1 protein-coding gene is annotated in these 6835 nt (G+C 68.3%); it reads left to right on the top strand.

Features of this window, described 5'->3' with window-relative positions; translation table 11 throughout:
* Positions 1–6835, top strand: a 6835-nt coding sequence (locus tag D7Y04_RS42110; RefSeq protein ID WP_121763020.1) for a non-ribosomal peptide synthetase, incomplete at both ends; no start/stop codon positions are given.

Here is a 6835-nt window from a genome sequence, read left to right as displayed (position 1 = left end):
AAGGCCTGCTGGAGCGCAAGGCCATCCCCCACCGCGTCCTCGTGGGTGGTGAAGCCGTGGACCCCGCCACCTGGCGTCACCTGGCCCAGGCTCCGCGCCCGCGCGTCTTCAACGTCTACGGCCCCACCGAGTGCACCGTCGACGCCACCGCCTGCGCCTTCGATGCGTCTCCGACTCCCACCATCGGCAGGCCCCTGCCCAACGTCCGCGTCTACGTGCTGGACCGCATGCTGCGCCCCGTTCCCGTCGGCGTCGCCGGTGAACTCTTCATCGGTGGCGAGGGCGTCGCGCGCGGCTACCTCAATCGGCCGGAGCTGACGGCGGACCGCTTCATCCCGGATGCCTTCTCCTCCACCCCGGGTGCACGCCTCTACCGCACGGGCGACGTGGTGCGCTGGCGCGCGGACGGGATGCTCGACTACCTGGGCCGCGCCGACTTCCAGGTGAAGGTCCGCGGCTTCCGCATCGAACTGGGTGAGATCGAGTCCCGCCTGCTGGGACATCCCGCCGTGCATCAAGCCGTTGTCCTCGCCCGCGAGGACGTGCCCGGAGACAAGCGGCTCGTCGCCTATCTCGTCCCTGAGGCGGGAGAGTCCCTGGACTCCACCGAGCTGCGCACCTTCCTCAAGCAGAACCTGCCCGAGTACATGGTGCCCTCCGCGTTCCTCGTGCTGGAGGCCCTGCCGCTCAACACCAACGGCAAGGTGGACCGCAAGTCACTGCCCGCCCCCCAGGGCACGGCGCTCGGGTCCACTTTCGTCGCGCCGCGTACCCCCACCGAAGAGCAGCTCGCGGCCCTCTTCATTCAGGTGCTGCGTGTGGAGCGCGTTGGCGTCCACGACGACTTCTTCGCGCTCGGCGGTCATTCGCTGCTGGCGACCCAGCTCGTCTCGCGCGTACGCGCCACGTTCCGCGTGGAACTGCCACTGCGGGCCCTCTTCGAAGCGCCCACCGTGGCCACGCTCGCGGAGCGGCTCCAGACGGCCACGCCGAACCTCCACCTGCCCGCGCCCACCCAGACGCACGCGGACGGCCCGCGGCCGTTGTCCTTCGCTCAGCAGCGGCTGTGGCTGTTGGATCAGCTCCAGCCTGGAGACGCGTCGTACAACATCCCCACCGCGCTCCAGCTCTCTGGGCGGTTGGACGTGGAAGCCCTGCGCCGTGCCTTCGAAGCGCTCATCCAGCGCCACGAGGCCCTGCGCACCACCTTCCACGAGCACCAGGACCAGCCCATCCAGAACATCCACGCTCCCGGCGGTTGGACGCTGCCGCTCGTGGACCTCTCCGCCCGGCCTGAAGCCCTCCGGGAAGAAGAGGCGCGGCGGATGGCCAACGAGGAAGCACGGAAGCCGTTCGACCTCGCCAGGGGTCCGCTGCTGCGCAGCACGCTGGTACGGTTGGCCGAGGACTCACACCTGCTGCTGGTGACGATGCACCACATCGTCTCCGACGGCTGGTCCATGGGCGTCCTCGTCCGGGAAGTGGCGACCTTCTACGCGGCCTTCTCCACGGGCAAGTCGCCCTCGCTCCCGCCGCTGCCGGTGCAGTACGCGGACTTCGCGACGTGGCAGCGGAACTGGCTCCAGGGTGAAGCGCTGGACGCGCAGATCCACTACTGGAAGCAGCAGCTCTCCGGAGCGCCCGCGGCATTGGAGCTGCCCACGGACCACCCGCGCCCGCCCGTGCAGTCGCACCGGGGTGACTCGGTGGAGGTGCGCATTCCCAAGCACATCGCGGATGCCCTCAAGGCCCTCTCGCAGAGGGAGGGCGCCACGCCGTTCATGACGTTGCTGGCGGCGTTCCAGGTGCTCCTGTCGCGCTACTCCGCGCAAGACGATGTCAGCGTGGGTTCACCCATTGCCGGCCGCACCCAGGCGGAGACCGAAGGCCTCATCGGCTTCTTCATCAACACGCTCGTCCTGCGCGCCCAGCTGAACCCACGCGCGACGTTCCGGGAGCTGCTGGCCCAGGTGCGAGACACGACGCTCGCGGCCTACGACCATCAGCACCTGCCGTTCGAGAAACTCGTGGAGGCCGTGCAGCCCACGCGCGACCTGAGCCGCAGCCCGCTGTTCCAGGCCATGTTCGTCCTGCAGAACACGCCCACCGAGGCGCTGCGCCTGCCGGGCTTGTCCTTCCAGGCCCTGCCGCTGGAATCACACTTCGCCAAGTTCGACCTCTCCCTGGGTCTGCGTGAAGGCCGAGACGGATTCGTCGGTTCATTCGACTTCGCGACGGACCTGTTCGATGTGGCGACCATCCAGCGCCTGGCTGGACACTTCGGCGTATTGCTGGAGGCCCTCGCGACGAAACCGGACACCCGATTGGGTGACCTGCCACTGCTCACCGACCCCGAGCGCCAACAGCTCCTCGTCGAGTGGAATCCGCCTGCCTCGCAGGTGCCGCAGGAGTCCAGCATCCCCGCGATGGTGGAGGCGCAGGTGCGTCGCACGCCGGACGCCCTCGCGGTCATCACGCCCGAGAGACAGCTGACGTACCGGGAGCTGGACGCGAAGGCGAACCAACTCGCGCACCGTCTGCGTAGTCTGGGCGTCGGGCCCGAGGTCCGCGTCGGCCTCTGTGTCGAACGTACCGAGGACCTTGTCATCGGAGCACTCGGCATCCTCAAGGCTGGCGGCGCCTACGTGCCGCTGGACTCCAGCTACCCGCGTGAGCGCTTGGGCTGGCTGCTGGAGGACGCCCAGGGCCCTGCACTCGTCGCGCATTCCCATCTGCTCTCGGCGCTGCCGGAGACATCCGCCACCCCGGTGTGCCTCGACTCGGACGCGGAGCTGGCGAAGCAGCCGACGACGGCGCCGGTGGTGGACATTCACCCCGGACACCTCGCCTACCTCATCTACACCTCCGGCAGCACAGGCCGTCCCAAGGGCGTCGCCATCTCCCATGGCAACGCAGTGACGTTCCTCCAGTGGGCCTTGGAGACCTTCTCGCAGGAGGAGTTGAAGGGAACGCTCGCCGCGACGAGCCTCAACTTCGACCTCTCCGTCTTCGAGCTGTTCGCTCCATTGAGCAGTGGCGGTGCGGTGGTGGTGGCTCGCAACGCCCTGCACCTGGCGGAACTGAGCACCGCGTCCCACGTCACCCTCGTCAACACCGTGCCCTCCGCCATGGCGCAGTTGCTGCGCCTGGGCGCGGTGCCGCCTTCCGTACGTGTCATCAACCTCGCCGGTGAGGCCCTGCCGGAGACGCTTGCGAAGCAGGTCTACGCAGTGCCCACGGTTGAGAAGCTCTTCAACCTCTACGGGCCTTCCGAAGACACCACCTACTCCACCGCCTCTCTCGTCGCCCGTGACGAGGTGCCCCTCATCGGCAAGCCCCTGCCCGCGACGCGTGCCTACGTGCTGGACGCGTCTCTCCAGCCGGTGCCCGTCGGTGTCGCAGGTGAGCTGTACCTCGCCGGTGAAGGCCAGGCTCGTGGCTACCTGCTGCGCCCGGAACTCACCGCGGAGCGCTTCCTGCCCGAGCCCTACGGGCCTCCCGGTGGCCGCATGTACCGCACGGGCGACCGCGTCCGGTACCGCCTCGACGGGCGCCTGGAGTACATGGGCCGCATCGACTTCCAGGTGAAGGTGCGCGGCTTCCGCATCGAACTGGGCGAAATCGAAGCCGCGCTCCGTCGCGCCCCAGGCCTCAAGGACGCCGTCGTCGTCGCCAAGGGCGAAGCCGCCGACAAGCGCCTTGTCGCCTACGTCACGCCCAAGGCCGAGGCCTCGCTGGAGGTGGAAGCCCTCAAGGCGCATCTGCGTCAGGGACTCCCCGAGTACATGGTGCCCACCACCTTCGTGGTGATGGACGCCCTGCCTCTCAACTCCAACGGAAAGGTGGACCGCAAGTCCCTTCCGGAGCCGGAGGCGCCCCAGTCCGGCAACACCTACGAAGCGCCTCGCACCGAAGTCGAAGCGAAGCTGGCCTCCATCTGGGCCGAAGTCCTGCGCCTGCCCCAGGTGGGCGTGAAGGACTCCTTCTTCGAACTGGGTGGGCACTCGCTGCTGGCCACGCAGGTCGTGTCCCGCGTGCGCGCGGAGTTCAACGTGGAACTCCCCCTGCGCGCGCTCTTCGAGTCCCCCACGGTGGAAGCCCTGGCCGCGCGGCTGCACGGAAGCGCCATCTCCCAGGCTCCGAAGCTCACCCGCGTCTCGCATGACGGTCCGCTGCCCCTGTCCTTCGCGCAGCAGCGACTGTGGCTGTTGGATCAGCTCCAGCCCGGGGACGCTTCGTACAACATCCCCACCGCGCTCCAGCTCTCGGGGCACCTGGACGTCGAGGCCCTGCGCCGCGCCTTCGAGGCACTCGTCGCCCGTCACGACGCCCTGCGCACCACCTTCCACGAGCACCAGGACCAGCCCATCCAGGCCGTCCACGCGCCCAGTGGTTGGACGCTGCCGCTCGTGGACCTCTCAACCCGGCCTGAGACGCTGCGGGAAGAAGAGGCGCGGCGACTGGCCAACGCGGAAGCGCGGAAGCCGTTCGACCTCGCCAGGGGACCGGTGCTGCGCAGCACGTTGGTGCGGCTGGCCGAGGACTCACATCTGTTGCTCGTGACGATGCACCACATCGTCTCCGACGGCTGGTCCATGGGCGTCCTCGTCCGGGAGATGGTGGCCTTCTACGAGGCCTTCTCCACGAGCAGCACGCCCGCTTTCGCGCCGCTGCCCGTGCAGTACTCGGACTTCGCGGCCTGGCAGCGGAACTGGCTCCAGGGTGAAGCGCTGGACGCGCAGATCCACTACTGGAAGCAGCAGCTCTCCGGAGCTCCCGCGGCGTTGGAGCTGCCCACGGACCGCCCGCGACCGCCCGTGCAGTCGCACCGAGGCGCAACGGTGGACGTGCGCATCCCCTCGGAGGTCTCTCACGCACTCAAGGCTCTGGCACAGCGGGAAGGTGCCACGCCGTTCATGACGTTGCTGGCGGCGTTCCAGGTGCTGCTGTCGCGCTACTCGGCACAGGACGACGTCAGCGTGGGTACGCCCATCGCCGGCCGTACCCAGGCGGAGACCGAAGGCCTCATCGGCTTCTTCATCAACACGCTCGTCTTGCGAGCCCAGTTGGACCCGCACGCAACGTTCCGTGAGCTGCTGACTCAAGTGCGAGGCACGACCTTCGCGGCCTTCGAACATCAGCACCTGCCGTTCGAGAAGCTCGTGGAAGCCGTGCAGCCCACGCGCGACCTGAGCCGCAGTCCTCTGTTCCAGGCCATGTTCGTCCTGCAGAACACGCCGAATGAGGCGCTGCGCCTGCCGGGCCTGTCCTTCCAGTCCCTGCCGCTGGAATCACACTTCGCCAAGTTCGACCTCTCCCTGGGTCTGCGTGAAGGCCGAGACGGATTCGTCGGCACGCTGGAGTACGCGACGGACCTGTTCGATGCCGAGACCATCCAGCGCATGGCTGGGCACTTCGGCGTGTTGCTGGAGGCCATTGCGAAGAAGCCGGACACCCGACTGGGTGACCTGCCGCTGCTCACCGCCCCCGAGCGCCAACAGCTCCTCGTCGAGTGGAATCCGCCTGCCTCGCAGGTGCCGCAGGAGTCCAGCATCCCCGCAATGGTGGAGGCGCAGGTGCGTCGCACGCCGGACGCCCTCGCGGTCATCACGCCCGAGCGACAGCTGACGTACCGGGAGCTGGACGCGAAGGCGAACCAACTCGCGCACCGTCTGCGTGGATTGGGTGTCGGGCCTGAAGTCCGCGTTGGCCTGTGCGTTGAACGCACTGAAGACCTCGTCATCGGAGCACTCGGCATCCTCAAGGCCGGTGGCGCCTACGTGCCGCTGGACCCCAGCTACCCGCGTGAGCGATTGGGCTGGCTGCTGGAGGACGCACAGGGTCCTGCCCTTGTCGCGCACTCCCATCTGCTCTCGGCGCTGCCCGAAACCAGCGCCACGCCGGTGTGCCTCGACTTGGACACGGAGCTGGCGAAGCAGCCCACCACGAAGCCTGAGGTGGGCATCCACTCGGGCCACCTCGCCTACCTCATCTACACCTCCGGCAGCACCGGCCGTCCCAAGGGCGTCGCCATCTCCCATGGCAACGCAGTGACGTTCCTCCAATGGGCCCTCACCACGTTCTCTGCCGAGGAGTTGAAGGGCACCCTCGCCGCGACGAGCCTCAACTTCGACCTCTCCGTCTTCGAGCTCTTCGCTCCTTTGAGCAGCGGTGGCGCGGTGGTGGTGGCTCGCAACGCCTTGCATCTGGCGGAGCTGTCCACCGCTTCCCACGTCACCCTCGTCAACACCGTGCCCTCCGCCATGGCGCAGTTGCTGCGCCTGGGCGCGGTGCCGCCTTCCGTACGTGTCATCAACCTCGCCGGTGAGGCCCTGCCGGAGACGCTTGCGAAGCAGGTCTACGCAGTGCCCACGGTTGAGAAGCTCTTCAACCTCTACGGGCCTTCCGAAGACACCACCTACTCCACCGCCTCTCTCGTCGCCCGTGACGAGGTGCCCCTCATCGGCAAGCCCCTGCCCGCGACGCGTGCCTACGTGCTGGACGCGTCTCTCCAGCCGGTGCCCGTCGGTGTCGCAGGTGAGCTGTACCTCGCCGGTGAAGGCCAGGCTCGTGGCTACCTGCTGCGCCCGGAACTCACCGCGGAGCGCTTCCTGCCCGAGCCCTACGGGCCTCCCGGTGGCCGCATGTACCGCACGGGCGACCGCGTCCGGTACCGCCTCGACGGGCGCCTGGAGTACATGGGCCGCATCGACTTCCAGGTGAAGGTGCGCGGCTTCCGCATCGAACTGGGCGAAATCGAAGCCGCGCTCCGTCGCGCCCCAGGCCTCAAGGACGCCGTCGTCGTCGCCAAGGGCGAAGCCGCCGACAAGCGCCT

Origin of the sequence: Corallococcus sp. AB038B, from assembly GCF_003668955.1 — a bacterium.
GTDB lineage: Bacteria > Myxococcota > Myxococcia > Myxococcales > Myxococcaceae > Corallococcus > Corallococcus exiguus.
The sequence above is the reverse complement of the archived record's forward strand: the minus strand, read 5'-3'. Positions and strand labels throughout refer to the sequence as shown.